General features: G+C 65.4%; 24 protein-coding genes. 13 read left to right on the top strand and 11 right to left on the bottom strand.

The window, feature by feature from the left end; all coding sequences use genetic code 11:
* The first annotated feature begins 131 nt into the window (after positions 1–131).
* On the top strand, positions 132–851 hold the full coding sequence (locus EN846_RS32325) for a Crp/Fnr family transcriptional regulator (RefSeq protein WP_127285778.1): 720 nt from the start codon (positions 132–134) through the stop codon (positions 849–851).
* Positions 852–854: 3 nt separating this feature from the next.
* Here the strand turns inward: EN846_RS32325 and EN846_RS32320 are convergent, their stop codons facing one another.
* The 4 genes from EN846_RS32320 to EN846_RS35450 are packed head-to-tail and all read right to left on the bottom strand — an operon-like array spanning position 855 to position 1,826.
* Positions 855–1,148, bottom strand: coding sequence for a hypothetical protein (locus EN846_RS32320; RefSeq protein WP_127285777.1), 294 nt, complete (start codon positions 1,146–1,148; stop codon positions 855–857).
* On the bottom strand, positions 1,145–1,453 hold the full coding sequence (locus EN846_RS32315; protein WP_127285776.1) for a DUF982 domain-containing protein: 309 nt from the start codon (positions 1,451–1,453) through the stop codon (positions 1,145–1,147). Before EN846_RS32315 ends, EN846_RS32320 begins: the two co-directional genes overlap by 4 nt.
* Positions 1,454–1,459: 6 nt before the next feature.
* Positions 1,460–1,615, bottom strand: a complete 156-nt coding sequence (locus EN846_RS35455; protein WP_187331517.1) for a hypothetical protein — start codon at positions 1,613–1,615, stop codon at positions 1,460–1,462.
* 34 nt (positions 1,616–1,649) lie between these two features.
* On the bottom strand, positions 1,650–1,826 hold the full coding sequence (locus EN846_RS35450) for a hypothetical protein (RefSeq protein WP_189340408.1): 177 nt from the start codon (positions 1,824–1,826) through the stop codon (positions 1,650–1,652).
* 173 nt (positions 1,827–1,999) lie between these two features.
* On the opposite strand from EN846_RS35450, the gene EN846_RS32310 reads away from it, so the two are divergent.
* A complete protein-coding gene (locus EN846_RS32310) occupies positions 2,000–2,971 on the top strand; it encodes an SDR family oxidoreductase (RefSeq protein WP_127285775.1) in 972 nt (323 codons plus the stop codon).
* 70 nt (positions 2,972–3,041) lie between these two features.
* Here the strand turns inward: EN846_RS32310 and EN846_RS35445 are convergent, their stop codons facing one another.
* The gene (locus EN846_RS35445; protein WP_145968469.1) at positions 3,042–3,221 is read right to left on the bottom strand and encodes a hypothetical protein; all 180 of its coding nucleotides are present in this window, start codon (positions 3,219–3,221) and stop codon (positions 3,042–3,044) included.
* A gap of 283 nt (positions 3,222–3,504) precedes the next feature.
* Here EN846_RS35445 and EN846_RS32305 point away from each other — a divergent pair, with 283 nt between their 5' ends.
* Positions 3,505–3,861: an SPW repeat protein gene (locus tag EN846_RS32305; protein ID WP_127285774.1), complete on the top strand. Its 357-nt coding sequence runs from the start codon at positions 3,505–3,507 to the stop codon at positions 3,859–3,861.
* A 146-nt stretch (positions 3,862–4,007) separates the two neighbouring features.
* Positions 4,008–4,163 carry a hypothetical protein gene (locus EN846_RS35440; protein ID WP_187331518.1) on the top strand — a complete coding sequence of 52 codons (156 nt, stop codon included), beginning with the start codon at positions 4,008–4,010 and terminating at the stop codon, positions 4,161–4,163.
* Between the two features lie 11 nt (positions 4,164–4,174).
* On the opposite strand, the gene EN846_RS32300 is transcribed toward EN846_RS35440, so the two are convergent.
* The gene (locus EN846_RS32300; RefSeq protein WP_127285773.1) at positions 4,175–4,741 is read right to left on the bottom strand and encodes an alpha/beta hydrolase; all 567 of its coding nucleotides are present in this window, start codon (positions 4,739–4,741) and stop codon (positions 4,175–4,177) included.
* 111 nt (positions 4,742–4,852) lie between these two features.
* Here EN846_RS32300 and EN846_RS32295 point away from each other — a divergent pair, with 111 nt between their 5' ends.
* The 4 genes from EN846_RS32295 to EN846_RS32280 all read left to right on the top strand — a co-directional run bounded on the left by EN846_RS32295 (position 4,853) and on the right by EN846_RS32280 (position 7,948).
* On the top strand, positions 4,853–5,323 hold the full coding sequence (locus EN846_RS32295) for an Lrp/AsnC family transcriptional regulator (RefSeq protein ID WP_127285772.1): 471 nt from the start codon (positions 4,853–4,855) through the stop codon (positions 5,321–5,323).
* 135 nt (positions 5,324–5,458) lie between these two features.
* Complete coding sequence (locus EN846_RS32290) at positions 5,459–5,899, top strand: hypothetical protein (protein ID WP_135859574.1); 441 nt, start codon at positions 5,459–5,461, stop codon at positions 5,897–5,899.
* A complete protein-coding gene (locus EN846_RS32285; protein WP_187331519.1) occupies positions 5,883–6,779 on the top strand; it encodes an HTTM domain-containing protein in 897 nt (298 codons plus the stop codon). Before EN846_RS32290 ends, EN846_RS32285 begins: the two co-directional genes overlap by 17 nt.
* Complete coding sequence (locus tag EN846_RS32280; RefSeq protein WP_127285769.1) at positions 6,776–7,948, top strand: hypothetical protein; 1,173 nt, start codon at positions 6,776–6,778, stop codon at positions 7,946–7,948. Before EN846_RS32285 ends, EN846_RS32280 begins: the two co-directional genes overlap by 4 nt.
* 157 nt (positions 7,949–8,105) lie before the next feature.
* On the opposite strand, the gene EN846_RS35435 is transcribed toward EN846_RS32280, so the two are convergent.
* Together EN846_RS35435 and EN846_RS32270 are read right to left on the bottom strand one after the other, a co-directional pair.
* On the bottom strand, positions 8,106–8,723 hold the full coding sequence (locus EN846_RS35435) for a hypothetical protein (protein ID WP_189523726.1): 618 nt from the start codon (positions 8,721–8,723) through the stop codon (positions 8,106–8,108).
* Between the two features lie 195 nt (positions 8,724–8,918).
* Positions 8,919–9,389, bottom strand: a complete 471-nt coding sequence (locus EN846_RS32270) for an Lrp/AsnC family transcriptional regulator (protein ID WP_127392006.1) — start codon at positions 9,387–9,389, stop codon at positions 8,919–8,921.
* Between the two features lie 150 nt (positions 9,390–9,539).
* Here EN846_RS32270 and EN846_RS32265 point away from each other — a divergent pair, with 150 nt between their 5' ends.
* Together EN846_RS32265 and EN846_RS32255 are read left to right on the top strand one after the other, a co-directional pair.
* Positions 9,540–10,295 (top strand): tryptophan 2,3-dioxygenase family protein, encoded by a 756-nt coding sequence (locus EN846_RS32265; protein ID WP_127286846.1) that lies wholly within the window; start codon positions 9,540–9,542, stop codon positions 10,293–10,295.
* A gap of 315 nt (positions 10,296–10,610) precedes the next feature.
* Positions 10,611–11,033, top strand: a complete 423-nt coding sequence (locus tag EN846_RS32255) for a DoxX family protein (protein WP_187331521.1) — start codon at positions 10,611–10,613, stop codon at positions 11,031–11,033.
* Between the two features lie 102 nt (positions 11,034–11,135).
* Here EN846_RS32255 and EN846_RS32250 read toward each other — a convergent pair whose 3' ends face one another.
* Positions 11,136–11,441, bottom strand: a complete 306-nt coding sequence (locus EN846_RS32250; protein ID WP_127286845.1) for a hypothetical protein — start codon at positions 11,439–11,441, stop codon at positions 11,136–11,138.
* A 76-nt stretch (positions 11,442–11,517) separates the two neighbouring features.
* Positions 11,518–11,787 (bottom strand): hypothetical protein, encoded by a 270-nt coding sequence (locus EN846_RS32245; protein ID WP_127286844.1) that lies wholly within the window; start codon positions 11,785–11,787, stop codon positions 11,518–11,520.
* Between the two features lie 485 nt (positions 11,788–12,272).
* Between EN846_RS32245 and EN846_RS36215 the strand changes: the two genes are divergently transcribed.
* From EN846_RS36215 to EN846_RS32235, 3 genes are read left to right on the top strand one after another with little or no spacing between them, the layout of a single operon-like run.
* Positions 12,273–12,716 (top strand): hypothetical protein, encoded by a 444-nt coding sequence (locus EN846_RS36215; RefSeq protein WP_189340417.1) that lies wholly within the window; start codon positions 12,273–12,275, stop codon positions 12,714–12,716.
* Positions 12,709–13,065, top strand: a complete 357-nt coding sequence (locus EN846_RS32240; RefSeq protein ID WP_245493556.1) for a hypothetical protein — start codon at positions 12,709–12,711, stop codon at positions 13,063–13,065. Before EN846_RS36215 ends, EN846_RS32240 begins: the two co-directional genes overlap by 8 nt.
* Complete coding sequence (locus EN846_RS32235) at positions 12,956–13,699, top strand: terminase family protein (protein WP_127312059.1); 744 nt, start codon at positions 12,956–12,958, stop codon at positions 13,697–13,699. The genes EN846_RS32240 and EN846_RS32235 overlap by 110 nt, the downstream gene beginning before the upstream one ends.
* A gap of 74 nt (positions 13,700–13,773) precedes the next feature.
* Here EN846_RS32235 and EN846_RS32230 read toward each other — a convergent pair.
* Positions 13,774–13,994: transposase (locus EN846_RS32230; RefSeq protein WP_135859019.1), on the bottom strand; the 221-nt coding region annotated here is incomplete at its 5' end.

Here is a 13,994-nt window from a genome sequence, read left to right as displayed (position 1 = left end):
GGCGCGCAGGTCTGGACGGCTCTCCTGTCTGCAAGTCTCCCGGCGCGCCTGCCGATCGTCAGCCGCGCTGGCTGCAACCAGGCGCCGGCTGCGGCGTTTGCTCTTGGCGGTGCACGCAGGATCGGAACCGAATGCTCGAATCCCTCTATCTGAACCTTGGCCAGCACGACCTCCTCTCGGAGGCGGAAAAGGAATTGCTGGCGGGTGCCATCTCGACCGAACGACATGTCGCCACGGGGCAGGACATCGTTTCCGAAGGGTCGAGGCCGATCCACAGCACCCTTATCCTCGACGGCATCGCCGCGCGCTACAAGGTGCTGGAGGATGGCGGACGGCAGTTCACCTCACTGCAGGTCCCCGGCGATTTCGTCGACCTTCACGCCTTCCTGCTGAAGACAATGGACCATGGCATCATCGCGCTCTCGCCCTGCCATGTCGCCGCCGCCGACCACGCCAAGCTGCGCGCCATCACCGAGCAGGCGCCCCATCTCACCCGGCTCCTGTGGCTGGACACGCTCGTCGACGGCGCCATTCACCGAGAGTGGATCGTCGCCATGGGCCGGCGTTCGAAGACCTCGCATCTCGCCCATCTCATCTGCGAGCTGTTCGTCCGCCTCCAGGTCGTCAAGCGCACGTCCGGGATGAGCTTCCAGCTTCCCTTGTCGCAAGCCGAACTGGCCGACGTGCTTGGGCTTTCGGTCGTCCATATGAACCGGGTCATCGGCATGCTGCGCAATATCGGCCTGGTCAGCTGGTCGAACTATACCGTGACCATCCTCGACTGGGATCTGCTGGTGGCGATGGCCGAGTTCGACCCGACCTATCTCAGCATGAACCGCGAGCCGCGATAGGCGTCAGGGCGGATCGCGAAGCACCGACTTCCAGGCAGCGACCGACGCTATGTCGACGGTGACCAGGCCGCCCGCCTTGAACGTCACCCTGCCTTTGTCGTGGTCGACCTCAGTGACGTGACCCGCGATGGTGATCCGATCGCCGGCCTTGGCGCCGGCCGGCGGGTCGATCGCACAGGGATAATTGTGAGTCGGGATGCGGACCCGCGCGCGACCGCTGCCGAGCAGCGTAAGCACGGTGGCGTTCACGATCACTTCGTCGCCGATCCGTACATCCCAGGCCATGGCGTGGTTCAATCGGGCTCTCGGTCGGGCTTGCTGCCCGGCGACCACAACTGGTCCAGCATGGTAAGCGCGGCACTCGGTGCGGCCGGCCTCAGTAGTCCTTGCTCGGCGGCGGCCTTCTTGAACGCTGCGAAGGCGACGGCGGGCCGGCAGATCCCTTCGAGCGCGTCATCCACCAGACGCGCCGCTGCGACATAGGCCGGCGCGTCCTTGTCCTTCCATGCCCTGGCGAGTGCCTTCTTCGCCTCGGCGATGGATGAAACGACCATCGAGCCGCCGTCGGCGAACCTGATCGTCAGGGGCAGGAACCGGCTCATCGCCGTTCACCAGCCGAACCACTCCCTCGTTCGCCACAGCAGCCCCGCGAAGGGCGCGATCGTGAAGGCGGCGATGCCAAGCACCAGAAGCGGATGAGTCATCTCAAGCGATCTCATGTTTGCCGATTTCATCTCTGCCGATTTCATGCCTGCCCATTTCATGGTCTGCTTGTCTCCGCCTTGGCTGCGTCGGTGGCTACATGTTGCTTGCCGGCCGGATCGGCGGCTGCGGCCGAAATGGTGGCCGCGGTCGCGGCTTCAGCGGGACGTCGGCGAGCGCGTCGCGGCTCGGCCTGAAGGCAGCCGGCGACGCGGCCGCGCGCTGGCGCAGCAAGGTGGAGGACAATCTGCCGATCAGATTTCGAACGTCCATGGGCTCCTCCCAGTGCCCCCCGCCGCCAGTGACCTACCACCTCACGCCTGTCGGCCGCATTTAACTTTGATGTATCCGTCGGACGGGTGGACCCGGTTCATTTGCGACCAGGTTTTCGCCCGCCAACCTTTTCGGCCGGCATGCGTTGTCCCTTCGAACCGAAGGAGAAACCGATGCTGACAAGGTCCGACACGTCGAAAGCCGCCCAGAAGCAGCGCCGGGTGCAGCGCAAGGTCGACGCCCGCGACCGCCGCAGCCCGAAGGCTAAGGAGCCGGCCGCCATGCAGGCCGGCGCACGCCGCTATCCCGAACCGCCTTTTCCGAAGCAGCATCATCCGAAGCCCGGCCAGGAGTGGGCGATCGAGCCGGCGCCGCTCTACGACGCGCCGTTCTGGCAGGGCTCGAAGAAACTCGACGGCAAGGTGGCGCTGATCACCGGCGGCGATTCCGGCATCGGTCGCGCCGTGGCGGTGCTGTTCGCGCGCGAAGGCGCCGACGTCGCCATCGCCTATCTCAGCGAGGATCGCGACGCGGAGACGACGAAGCGCGCCGTCGAGGCCGAGGGCAGGCGCTGCCTGGCGCTGCGCGGCGACGTCGCCAAGCGCGCCTTCTGCCGCAAGGCGGTCGAGCAGACGGTGAAGGCATTGGGTGGCCTCGACGTGCTGGTCAACAACGCTGCCTTCCAGATTCATTCGACCGATTTCGCCGACCTCACCGAGGAGCATTTCGACACCACGCTGAAGACCAATCTCTACGGCTATTTCCATATGGCGCAGGAGGCCGTGCCGCGCATGAAGCCGGGCTCGGCCATCATCAACACCGGTTCGGTCACCGGCATCGAGGGGTCGAAGCATCTGGTCGACTATTCGATGACCAAGGGCGGCATCCACGCCTTCACCCGCGCTCTGTCGGGCAACCTGATCGGCAAGGGCATCCGCGTCAACGCGGTGGCGCCGGGCCCGGTCTGGACGCCGCTCAACCCTTCGGAGAAGGAGGCCGAGGATGTCGCCCAGTTCGGCGCCAAGACGCCGATGAAGCGGCCGGCCCAGCCGGAGGAGATCGCGCCGGCCTATGTGTTCCTCGCCTCGCCGCAATGCTCAAGCTACATCACCGGCGAGATCCTGCCGATCGTCGGCGGCTATTGATGGGGTCAGCCGCTGGCAAGCGCGGGTGCCTGCGCATCGAAAAAGTTTCGGGAGGGGATTGCCGTCTGGCCTAACCCTTGCCCTTGCCTTCGGAGGGTGCCTTCACGACGACCTGCGCCTCGCGCATTATCCGGAGCGCCTCGTCGCGGGTCAGGCCGCATTTGCGGGCGAAGTAGGATGCCTCATAGGCCTCGGCCGCGGAGGCGGCCGGGATCGCGGAAAGCATCGGTCTTGGTTTCTTCTTGGCCATCGGTTCACGATACCACGAATCGTTTAGTCAGCTAATATGGCAACTTTGTTTGCCAATGCAAATTTTTGCTATTTGCAATGCGGTCATGGGCGAACGTGCTGATGGCCCGAGGGCTCCTCCAAAAAAGCGACGCATCTCCAGCCGGCGGCACGGAGGCCGCGGGTCAGGCAAAAGTAGCCTAAACCTTGAAGGATTTTGAAACGTAATTATATCAATGACTAAGCGTGCTCTTGCACGCGAAACGTAGTGCTTTGGTCAAGCTTCATCTTCATGGAGGTTGTCTATGGCAATGATGATGGAAGGAAAGAGGGGCCAGGATTGGATCAATCTTGTCCTCGCGATCTGCCTGTTCATCTCCCCCTGGATCATCGGGTTCGCCGCTGAGACGATGCCCGCGTGGAACGCCTGGATCGTAGGCGTTGCGCTCGGCGCGCTGGCCTTGGCGACGCTTTCGGTGTTCGCGGAGTGGGAAGAATGGGTCAATCTCGTCCTCGGCCTTTGGCTGATCGTCTCACCCTGGCTGCTGGGCTTCATGGCAAACGCCAACGCGATGGCGACCCATGTTGTCCTCGGCATTCTGGTGGTTGCCGCATCGGCCTGGGCGGTCTGGGATGTCCATCATCCGCACGCGCATGCGTGACGGGTGATTAACTGGGAGCCCGCCGCGCGAGCGGCGAGCTCCTTTGAAGCAATTCCAAGAGTATCGGAGCATGGGCGGGCAGCTTCGTGCGCATCACGAATTGCTGCAACCGGAAAGCTTTTCGTGCATTCTTGGGAATGGCCACGATGCTCTACCCCGAAACGCCTGCGAAATGCTGCTCCTACTGCGGCGGCCGCGACCACGATTTCGAGGATTGCCCGAAGCGCAAGGCCGATGCCGAGAAGCAGAAGGAGGAGGCTGCCAGGCGCGAGGCCCAGAATTCGAAGGTCCCGTCCGGCTAGCATCGGCCCGGTCAATCCGTGCCTGCATCCAGCAGCGCAGTTCGCCCGGCCTCGCTCGCGAAAGCCGCCAACAGTTTCATTCCCTCGGCCCAATCACCCAGTCCGCTGTCGCCATTGATGTGGCCGAGCGCTCCCGCAACATGGAGGCCGCTTCCCCATTGCGCGGCCTTTGTCTCGGCATGATCGAGCGAGCCGTAGGGGTCGTCGCTGCTGGCGACGATGAGCGAGGGAAAGCGGAGCCGTCCCGCCGGCGCGCCGGCAAAACCGCGCACCGAGGCCGGAAAGGCCTGGCTCGCCGGATCGGGAACCGCGACCAGGAAGGCGCCGGCGCAGGCATCCTTCGAGACAAGCTGCCAATGCGCGACCAGCAGGCAGCCGAGGCTGTGGGAAATCAGCACAGGCGGGGCATTCGCCGCCGCCACCGCAGCGTCGAGGGCGCCGATCCAGTCGTCGAGATCCGGCTGCTCCCAACTTGCCGGGCTGAAGCGGCGCATGGCCGGGTTCGCCCGCTGCCAGCGCGTCTGCCAGTGTGCTTCGCCCGATCCGCCGATGCCGGGCACGATGATGAATTCGTTCATGGACTGCCTATTCCTGTCGATGCGATGCCGGCAATTCTAGGCCTTCCGCCAGCCGGCGGAATGAGAGATCATCGGAAAGCAGGCAGGTTTCCCGATGGATTGAAGGCAGGCATGGCAAACGGCGAGACAAGAGCGAGGCTCGACCCCACCGACATGGCGATCGTGGAGATCCTGCAGGAGGACGGCCGCATCGGCATTTCCGCGCTTGGCCGGCGTGTCGGCCTGTCCCAGCCCGCTACTTCCGAGCGGGTGAAGCGGCTGGAAGAGCGCGGCATCGTCTCCGGCTATCGCGCGGTGGTCGACCCGACCGCCCTCGGGCTCGGCACCATGGCCGTCATCCGCCTGCGCACCACGCATGAGCACATCCAGGCCTGCCTGAAGAAATTCGCGCAGATGCCGGAGGTGATCGAGGTCCTGCGCGTGACCGGGGAGGACTGTTTCCTGGTCAAGGTGCTCGTCCCGTCGCCGCCCGATCTCGAGGCAATCGTCGATGGCATCGGCCGCTACGGCGCGGTGACCACGAATGTGGTGCTGCGGGCCGAGCCGCCGAAGCGGCTGGGGCGGGAGCTGGTCATGAGATGAGCGCCGAGGTGCAGTCTACCGCCGCCAGTGGCGCACCGCGCATCGGCCACAAACGCGGCCTCGAGCCCTGACTTTTTCTGGGGGGAGTTGAAAAACGGGCGTCGAACCGGTCTATATCGGGGCGGGGGTGCGCGGGTGACGGATATCGTCTCGATCAGGGTGAGTGCGGAGCCTGCCGGGCGGCTGTCGGCAGGGCGCTTGCGGTTGTTCGCATTCATCGCCATCGCCGCGTTCATGATCGCCGGACCGGTAGCGGAGCAGGTCTTCGGGGTCCGATCGGCATGGCTGCGGTCCTGGACCATGTTCAGCGCGATCGGGATGGGCGTGATCGACGCTTCCTTCGAAATCCGCCTGCCCGACGGCGCGCTTGTCCCGCTCGACCGCTTCGAGATGCTCGGCGCCTCTCGCAACGGCAGGCTTAAGCGGATCGAAAGCCGTGACGAACTCGCTTCCGTCATCAAGCGGCTCTGCACGGCCGCCGGGCAGGGCGCCGACATCCGTGTCCGCGCGCGCCAGGCCACCCGCGGCGGCTGGCAGATCATCCATACCGATGCCGAAAATGCCTGCGCCGACTGACGCCATCGCCGGCTGGCGTCCGATCGATGCCGTGGCGGCACGCTTCGTCGGCTGGGCGGTCGACACCGAGGGCTCGTCGCGTTCGTCCGCGTTGATCCGTATCGGTCTGGCAATGCTGTTCTGGTCGCGCTGGGCGGGCGAACTGCTGCTCTACATCGACCAATCGCCGGCCGGCCTCTTTCTGGCCGTCAACTTCTTCATGGCGACAGCGCTGCTCTTCGTTGGCTATCACAGCCGCATCGCCGCCGTCTGGGCCGGCTCGGTCGGGCTGGCGATGTACTATTATTTCGGCTTCCAGCTTGGCCACGAGCCCTGGACCCACCATCATGTCTATCTGCTAGCCATCGCAGCCCTTCTGATCGCGCTCACCCCCTGCGGCCGCTCCTACTCGCTGGACCGCTACCTGGCGGTGATGCGCGCCGAACGCGCCGGCCTGCCACCGCCGGCGGAACGCGGCAATCTGTGGGGGCTGCGGCTGATCGTGGTGCAGCTCTCGGTGCTCTATTTCTTCGCCGCCTTCGACAAGTCGAGCTACGCCTTTTTGAGCGGCGCGCGGATCGAGCAGATATTCCTCTGGTACTACGCCGGCTCGGACTATCCGGCCGGCCTTGCCTGGATCGCAATCATCGTGTCCGTCGCCGTGGTCGCGCTCGAATACTGCCTTGCCTTCGGCCTGCCGTTTCGCCGCAGCAGGCGCTATCTGATCCTGCCGGGCCTGGCCTTTCACGCCATCATCTATCTGACGCTGCCGGTCTATACGTTCAGCGCCACCATGGCGTTGCTCTATCTCGCCTATTTCGATGCCGATGCCGTCGACAAGGTCATTGCGCGTCTCGAGGGGATCGGAATGGCAAGGACTGCCGGAGAGGAAATTTCGTGAAGCGTGGTTTGTTGTTTTCGGGCGCTCTCGTGGCCGCGGGGGCCATCGGTCTGGCCATGATCTGCGGCGCGGCCCGTGCCGGCAGTGCTGAGGCCTATTATCCCAAGCGCGCGTGGGGGTCCTTCAACGGCGGCCAGATGAACACGTCGCTGCTCGTGTTCCGCGACCTCAACAGGAACGGCGTCTACGATCTCGGCGACCGGCCTATGTCGCGCGCGGCCGTCGAGCTCGACAGGCCGAACGGCAGCACCATCATGCGGTTGACCAATGTCGACGGCTTCGCCAATTTCCGGATGTCGGTCATCCAGCGCGATCTCGAAGTCGTCGACCCCGGACATTACGCGTTCCGGGTCGTGCCTCCGCCGGGCTTCTCCGTCACCACCGGCAACGCCTCGCAGGAAAGCGACTATGTCGTTTCGCCCGGATCGCCGGGCGACATGATCGCGCTGCGCACGACACACCCGGTCGGGCTCGCGGCGGATCTGACGATCAGCGGCGCGGTCGCCGCCGGATCGCGCGTTTCCTTGACAGGGCCGGACGGCGTCACGGCCGCCGCCAAGGTCGGTCCAGACGGGCGCTTCAGCGCACCCGCGACATCGGGCGAATGGCTGGTCGACGTGTCGGTCGGCGGGGCGACGCAGCGCCGGCGCATTGTCGTCGGCGCGGCGCCGGTGGTGATCTCAGCGGTCTCGGGCAAAGGCGGACCTGAGGAGGAGCCGCTGCCCAACCAGCATATTGTCGGCTTCGACGACCTGATGACGTCGCCCGGCGTGTTCGAAATTCCGTCCGGTTATGGCGGGCTCAACTGGTACAACCTCGTTGCCATGCACCAGAGCTTCACCGCTGGCCCGGGCTACATCAACACCACCATGTCGGGCGAATTCATCGCCTACAACAGCTCGGGGCACCCGGCGCAGGTGTTCAGCGATAAGCCGTTCGATTTCACAGGCGCCTATTTCGGCGTGGGCTGGGACGACGCGGAGGGCGAGACGCTTATCGTCAAGGCCTGGCGGGGCGATGAGCCCGCATATGAGGATCAGTTCGTGCTGTCGGCGAACGGTCAGGTCTACTTCGCGGCCGACTACAGACGCATCACGCGGCTCGAGATCCGGACACTGCATTACTGGCAGGCGGCGATCGACGATTTCGCCTACCGCACGGGTCGCTAGCGGTCCAGGGAGCGACCCGCCGCGTTCCGACGTTCGCCCGGGTTCCGGGAGCCTGATGTTTGTCGCGCGGCTGCACGGGCGCCATGCATCAAAACAGGAACCTGAAGCGCGTCATCCGCACCCGCTTACGCGCGACGCCCGTCAAGGACAGGCCGGATCAGCAAGACGATCCCTGGGAGGTTGCGCAGGAACGCGGGCCGCCATCCGAATGGCCGGTATCGTGACGGCTGCCGCCATGGCCGCCGGAGTTGCCGTTGCCACCCGAGCTGCCGTTTCCTCCTGAGCTGCCATTACCGCCGGAACCACCGTTCCCGCTGGAGCCGCCGTTTCCTCCGGAACTGCCGTTTCCTCCGGAACCGCCGTTGCCGCCGGACCCACCGTTTCCGCCGGAACCACCGTTTCCACCGGAGCCGCCGTTCCCGCCGTTGCCACCGTTTCCGCCATTGCCACCTGCGGAGCCACCGTTGCCGCCGTTCCCGCCATTTCCACCCGCGTCGCCACCATTACCGCCTGCGGCTTGCGCCAGAAGTGCGCGCTTGGCCTCCTGCAACCGGGCAGCCTGATCCATCGACCGTTGGAATCCGTCGCGCGGCCCCGGCAGGACCGACGCCGCCCGAGGTGCCGTCGGCAGCAGCATGGTCGACGCGAGCAGCGCCGCCGCCAGTGCACGGCGCGCGTTGATGGCATTCGCCTTGAATGCGAAAAGCCGCGGCAGTCCTGTCATCGCCCGACCGGCAGGCTCCGCACTCATTCTGATCGAGATCACATCCACCACCCGCGAATCCCCGTCCCTACATAGACCGGTTCAACGCCCGTTCCGAAACCCTCCCAGAAAAAGTCAGGGCTCGACGCGGGCCCGTGCGGCCGGCATCCGCGGCTGGTCCGGGGTGAGATCGGGCCTCAGGCCGGCCTTGGGCCATTTTCCTGGCGGACAGGGGGATGCTGCTCTCAAGTCATCTGGTTTGTGCGCTCATCTCCTCAGCGCATGCGTCGCCGCATCGGCAAACGAGATATCGCCCTTGATCTCGCGCATCGCCATCGAGGTGATGGTACGGCGCACGCCGGGCAGCCGGCTGAGCTCCTCGCGCAGCATGCGGTCGAGCGCCATCATGTCGACGGTCACGATCTGCAACAGATAGTCGGCCTCGCCGGTCGTGGCGTAGCAGCGGCGGATCAGGGGGTGCCGCTTCACCGCCGCCTCGAAGGCATCCGACACCTCGAAGTCGATCGACACCTGGATGAAGGCCTCGATGCCGAAGCCGATTGCCGCCGGATCGACGCGGGTGGAATAGCCGCGGATGACGCCGGCCTCCTCCAGCGCCTTGACCCGCTTCCAGCACGGCGTCTTGCTCAGCCCCACCGACTCGGCCAGCTCGCCGAAGGACAGGCGTGCGTCGCGCTCGAGCGCCGCGACGATCTTGCGGTCGAGGGTATCCAGCATGGATCGTTCTCCAGATATCGCCAGATTGAAGGCATTCGTCCTTCAATTTTTGCTATTTGGATAACAGAAAGGAACAATGTTCAAGCCCAAAGGGTCTATCTTCGATCTAAGGATCCAACACATGCCCCGGGCCGGGCAGGGAGAAGAACCATGCTGAAGTCGGAATATCACGCCCGCATCGAGACGCCGGAGATGCGCGACTACGGTGTCTATCTGCAGTGCGACAAGCTTCTGCAATGCCAGAAGCCGCTGGCCGAAATGGTCAATGCCGACGAGCTGCAGTTCCAGATCGTGCACCAGGTCGAGGAGCTGTGGATGAAGCTCATCGCCTACACGCTGGCCGACGTCCTCGACTATCTGGAGAAGGCGGACACGCACCGCATCGTCACCCTGATGGGCCGCGTGCACCGGCTGATGCGGCTGATGACGGCGCAGCTCGACGTGCTCGAAACCATGTCGCCCAAGGAGTACCAGCAGATCCGCCTGCAGCTTGGCAATGGAAGCGGCCAGGAATCGCCCGGCTTCAAGCTGCTCTTGCGCATGCCGCCGGACCTCTGGCGGGCCTTCAAGGCTGCTTATCTCGACGGCCGCGGGCTTTCCGTGGAGGATGTCTATGACGCGCGTTACGATCATGGCGACGCCTATGTCGTCGCCGAGGCGTTGATCGAGTTCGACGAACTGTTCCAGAAATTCCGCGCCAACCACCTCTACCTTATCCACCGTTCGATCGGGCTCGGCTCCAGGTCGCTGAAGGGCCGCCCGGTGGAGATGCTGGAAGGCGGCGCCCGGCACCGCTTCTTCCCCGAGCTGTGGGATATACGCTGCGACATGACCGACCGCTGGGGCGCCGAGTACGGCACGGTCAGGGAGTCGATCAGCCATTGTCCGCACGCGAAGGCGGGGTAGGGCGGCGGCGCGAGACGATCGTACGCCGAGTTCCTTCGCGCCCCCCTCTGTCCTGCCGGACATCTCCCCCACTTGGGGGGAGATTAGCTGTTTCGGCGCCCCCGCTTGTCCTGCAACGTTGGCGATTGGCGAAAGCTGGCGTCACATCTGATCTCCCCCCTTGTGGGGGATCTGTCCGGCAGGACAGAGGGGGCGCTGTCCCGCCGACGTCGGCCTTGTTTGGCCTCAAGGGCAACAAAATTTCCCGACCCTGTCGGAACCATCGCCCTTCCTCCGTCCTTGGAGCATCAACAAGCTTCAATCCGGAGGACTATCGTGGAAAATGTTCAATCGACCTGGCAGACCGCAGTCATCCTCATCGCCCGCCTGATCTTCGCCGCCATGTTCGCGATGGGCGTGGCCTTCAAACTCATGGATATCGGCGCCACTGCCGGCTACATCGCCGCCGCCGGCTTCCCGTTCCCGCTGTTCCTGGCCTGGTGCGCGGCGATATTGGAGACGCTGCTGGTGATCGCCTTCCTGACCGGCGCCTTGCTGACCCCGGCGGCGCTGATCGGCGCGGTCTACGTCACCTTTCTCGGCTTTGCCTTCCACGGCCCTTCGCACTGGGCCGGCAACCAGGCCGAGTTCGGCGCCTTCATGTCGCATTTCCCGTTCGCCGCCGGCCTGCTCTTCGCCGCCGTTCACGGACCGGGCAGCGTGCTTTCGCTGCGCCAGGGCTGGCCGGGCAGGGCGTGAAACTCATTCCTTCTCCCCGTTAACGGGGAGAAGGTGCCCGAAGGGCGGATGAGGGGCCGCGCCGGCATCGACAGTTGGCCGCCCCGAGATGCACCCACTCCCTCACATCTGATCGTTGTAAGGTTCCTTCATCTGGCCGACCATGCGGGCGAGCTTCGAGAAGGACGGCATGTCCGCCTCCGGCTGGCAGCGGTTGGCGAGCTCCAGGAGCCGGATCGGGAAGTTGACGGCATCGCGGCTCGATGCCGACATGCCTTCGGAGCGTTCCTCGCCGGTCTCGCTGGCCTCGGCCCGGCGCAAGGCGATGTCGATCTCATCGACGGTCAGCACTCCCTTGCGCACCAGCACCTGGTTGATCGACGCGACGGCCATCAACAGGCCCTCGAGCTGCAGATTGGCGACGTTCATGGCGGTTCCTCCCCATTGGTTTGCGCTTTAACGCGCGAAGGGGCGTTTCCGATCCGATGTGGGTGGGTGGCTCACCCTACGCCTCCAGCAGGCGCTCGCCATATTCCTGCCAGAGCGCCCTGACCTCGCGGCCGCCGAGCGGCGGGGTGGCGCGGTCGCCGTAGGAGATGGCGACGGCGCTGAGGTCGTACTGGCCGTCGGACCGGACGATGAAGCGGATCGCCTCGCCGAGCGGCCTCGAGTGGAAGACCGGATCGGCCTGGCCCGTGCCAAGACTGCGAACGCCAGAAATGATTGCCGGCTGATGCCGCATCCTGAAGACGGATGCCATGGCGGGTCTGTCCATGCTGCTTCCCCCGAGTCTCCGGGGCAAAATGATCCCATAAGCGCCGGCTAATGGCCAGACGGGGTCAAAACCATGTTGTGAATACCGCAGTGCCAGCAGGGGCGGTGAGGGGGGAGCAATTATTCCTAGGAAAATTTACCCATAACCTATTGCCCGCTGCAGGCAGCTATGCTACTCTTTTGTCCATGGTGCTGATTTGCGCCAACGACCCGCCGCGAGGCGGGTTTTGTGTTTCAGCCTTCCTCGATCTTAGCCCTCCGGGTCAAAGCTGGCGGGACAGCGCCCCCCTCTGTCCTGCCGGACATCTCCCCCACGAGGGGGGAGATTGGCAGCTTTGCCGCCGGCTCTCACCTTTGCGACCTTGGAGGTTGGCGAAGGCCGTCATGATTGCTGATCTCCCACCCGTGGGGGAGATGGCCGGCAGGACAGAGGGGGTGCGAAGGACCGCGCCTCTCAGATCAATCCACACCACCCACGAGCGCCCCATGCCCCGCTACGCCACCATCATCACTGCCGACGACGGAAGCGACACCGTCAGCGCCATCGGCATCTTCGAGGGCGCCGCCAGGCCGCTGCGCCCCGGATGCGTCGAGGAAGTCGCGCCGGGCGTGCTGATCGGCATGGTGCGCGGCGGGCCGGTCGACCCGGTCGGCGGTTTCGGTTTTCCGTTGGGGGCGCAGGGCGGTCGAATGATCGGCATCGCCAGGATGGCGAGGCCCGACAGGCGCGAGCCGGCCGCCGCCCCGATCGAAGCCGCGCCGACCGGCGCGGCGGCATCTGCCGAGGGCGATGCGCCCAAGCCGGTGCGCAAGCCGGCCAGGCCAAGGCGCGCCAAATCCGGCAAGCGCCGGAAGCCGGCCGGCAAAACCGCCAAGCCGGCGGTCGCAGCTGCGCCCGGCAGCAACGAACCGGACGGGTCCCATGGCTGATGCGCCGTTGCGGTCGCGCCGCGCGCGCGAGCCGGCGGGCGTTGCTGGCCGCCCGAAGCGGACGAAAAGAACCATCGGCGATGATTTCACCGCCGCTTTGCGCCAGGATTTTCGCGATCATGGCGCCGGGGTCATCGCCAAGGTCAGGGCGGAAAAGCCGGACCAGTATCTGAAGATCGTGCTGTCGGTGCTGCCCGGCCCGAAGGACCCCGATGCCAACACTCTGGACACGCTGAGCGATGAGCAGATCCGCGCCCGCATCCGCGCCCTCGAAGCGATCGTCAGGCCGTTCCTCGGGGACGCAGTACCTGGCGCTGCTGACGGAGCTGGAGCGCCGCCGCCGCGCTAACCTTTTGGCCGCCTACCGGCCGTATCCCAGGCAGGCGGAGTTCCATGCCGCGGGCGCCTTGAACCGCGAGCGCCTGTTCATGGCCGGCAACCAGCTCGGCAAGACCAGGGCAGGCGGCGCCGAATGGGCGGTGCATCTCACCGGACGCTATCCGGACTGGTGGCGTGGCAAGGTGTTCGACACGGCCGTGCGGCTTTGGGCCGCCGGCGTCACCGGCGAGGGAACGCGCGACAACCCGCAGCGCGTGCTCATCGGCCCGCCGCAGCAGCAGGCCGACTGGGGCACCGGCATGATCCCCGCCGACGCGATCGCCCATACCGTGATGGGACGGGGCGCACCGGGGGCGCTGGACAGCGTCGTCGTGCGTTGGGGCGGCGGCGGTGACGTCCAGGCCTCCGAGAGCGTGCTCTCCTTCAAGTCCTACGAGAAGGGCCGCGAGAAATGGCAGGGCGAGACCCTGCACGGCGTCTGGTTCGACGAGGAGCCGCCGCTGGACATCTATAGCGAGGGCCTGACGCGCACCAACGCGACAGGCGGGATAACGATCGTGACGTTCACGCCGCTCTTGGGCATGTCGGACGTGGTGCTGCGGTTTCTGTCGGCGCAGGAGGTGGAGAGGATGGGGAAGGGGTGAGGCGCGGACTCACCTTCTCCCCCTGTGGGAGAAGGTGGCCTCGCGAAGCGAGGTCGGATGAGCAACTGTGTTCGTCAGGACCTGTTTGGATTCCAAGGTTCGTTGTTTTGGATCATCGCGCTGAGGATGGTCAGGATCTTTCGTGCCACGGCGACGAGAGCGACCTTCGGCTCCTTGCCCTTGGCGATGAGACGCTGGTGGAAGGCCTTGAGGACGGGATTTGAGCGACTGGCGGTGAGGGCAGCCATATAGACCACCCTGCGCACGGCGTGACGACCGCCCCAGATAATGCGGC

Origin of the sequence: Mesorhizobium sp. M4B.F.Ca.ET.203.01.1.1 (assembly GCF_004791025.1) — a bacterium.
Classification (GTDB): Bacteria; Pseudomonadota; Alphaproteobacteria; order Rhizobiales; family Rhizobiaceae; genus Mesorhizobium; species Mesorhizobium abyssinicae.
This window is presented reverse-complemented; position numbering and strand designations above follow the sequence as displayed.